Annotated in this window: 1 protein-coding gene and 1 pseudogene; both read left to right on the plus strand. The window is 74.8% G+C overall.

Going from position 1 to position 1939, the window contains the following annotated elements:
• A partial coding sequence (locus J0670_RS36925; RefSeq protein WP_374223246.1) for an ABC transporter substrate-binding protein occupies positions 1-1049 on the plus strand: 1049 nt, incomplete at its 5' end.
• A 136-nt stretch (positions 1050-1185) separates the two neighbouring features.
• A pseudogene (locus tag J0670_RS36930) lies at positions 1186-1939 on the plus strand (hypothetical protein); the annotation flags it as partial.

The following is a 1939-nucleotide window of genomic DNA, read 5'->3' on the forward strand; positions in this document are numbered from 1 at the left end:
GTGCCGTCGTTCTCGGCCTCGGCGGACTGCTGGCCGCCTGCGGCGGCTCCGGCGGTTCCGGCGGCTCCGGCGGATCGGGCACCACCGGAGGCGGCGCGAGCCCGGGTGGTGGCGGCTCCTCGCCCGACCAGAAGTCGGTCAAGCAGGGCGGCGACGACTACGCCACCGTGATCGAGAGGATGAAGGGCTTCGGCACCGACGCCGCCCCCGGCGTCTACCCGCGCACCGTCAAGCACGCCATGGGCGAGACGGTCGTCCCGGCCAAGCCCACCCGGGTCGTGGTGCTGGACACCGGCGAGCTCGACAACGTCGTCTCGCTCGGCATCCAGCCGGTCGGCGTCGTCCACACCGACGGTTCCAAGGCCCTGCCCTCGTACCTGAAGGACAAGGCCGGCAGCCCCGCCGCCGTCGGCACGATCAACAGCCTCAACCTGGAGGCGATCGCCGCGCTCAAGCCCGACCTGATCCTCGGCAGCCAGCTGCGCGCCCAGGACCAGTACGCGCAGCTGTCCAAGATCGCGCCGACCGTCTTCTCGCTCCGACCCGGCTACCCCTGGAAGCAGAACTTCCTGCTCAACGCCGCCCCGTTCGGCCTGGAGACCGAGGCCAGGGCGCAGCTCGACGCGTACCAGACGGCCGCCACCGCGATCGGCGCGAAGCTCGGCGACAAGCGGCCCACCATCACGCCGCTGCGCTTCATGCCGGGCCGGACCAGGCTCTACGCCGAACTCTCCTTCATCGGCACCGTCCTCGCCGACGTGCCGCTGCCGCAGCCCGGGATCGAGCAGGTCAAGGAGCTCGCGGTGGAGGTCAGCCCGGAGCAGATCGACAAGGCCGACGCCGACTGGATCTTCTACGGCGTGTACGGCAGTCCCGGTTCGACCAACCAGGACGCGGTGCTCGGCGGCGCGCTGTGGAAGACGCTCGGCGCGGTCAAGTCCGGTCAGGCTCGGCCGGTTTCGGACGAAACCTGGTTCCTCGGGCTCGGTGTCATGGCGGCGCACGCGGTGCTCGCCGATCTCAAGGGCTTCGTCGCGCCCGGCAGTTGAGCGGATACGCCCGGTGGGTGCGGCGGTGGTCTCCCGGCGATCACCGGGTGGTCTCGGGCACACGCCCGGGAATGACGCTTGGAGCTGGTCGCGCGGTGCGGGAGGATCGTCGGACCGTCCTCCGAAGGGCCCGCCGATGACCTCACTCCACCCCACCGCCACCGACCCGTCCCTGCCCGGTCCGCCCGCGGACCGCGCCGGGTCCTCACCCCCGGCCGGCGACCCGCCCGTCGCGGCCGTCCCGCCCGCACCGTCCGGGCGTTCCGGTGCCGCGCCGGTTCCGGCCGCCAGCTCCGCCTCCGCGCCGATCTGCTCGATCGTGACGGTGGCCGAGAGCGGCGCGGCGGCGACCGGTGTCACCGGTGCCCCGGTGCGCCAGGGCGGTGCCTGCCGCCACGACTCGGTGCCTCAGCCGCGCACCCGGGAGGACGCGGAGGCCTACGTCCTGCCCACGGCGGATCCGGCCTCGTCGACGGGCGTTCCGACGGGAGATCCGACGGCGGAGCGGCTGCGGGCGGCGTTCGCCGACCGGCTGCGGGCCGCGCGCGCCGAGGGGCGCTCGGTCACCGATCTGGCGGCCGCGTGCCGGCGGTCGGCCGAGGAGGTGCGGACGCTGCTCGGCGAGCCGGCCGAGGACGACCCCTCCGGCGAGGGCGACCCCTCCGGTGGGGTCGGACCGGAGGCCGTCCGGCTCCGACAGCCGTCGGCGCCCCCGGAGGGCGACCGGCCCTCGCCGACGCCGCGCTCGGCGCGCGAGGAGGTACGGAGCTACGGCTCCCGACGGCCGTCGCCCTCGCGCCGACTGCGCCGGATGCACCCGCAGACCGACCGGACCGGGCAGGAGGCGGCCGCACGGGAGACGGCCGCGACCGACCCGGTCGGGGCGGAGC

The organism is Streptomyces sp. FH025, from assembly GCF_017427025.1.
GTDB lineage: Bacteria > Actinomycetota > Actinomycetes > Streptomycetales > Streptomycetaceae > Kitasatospora.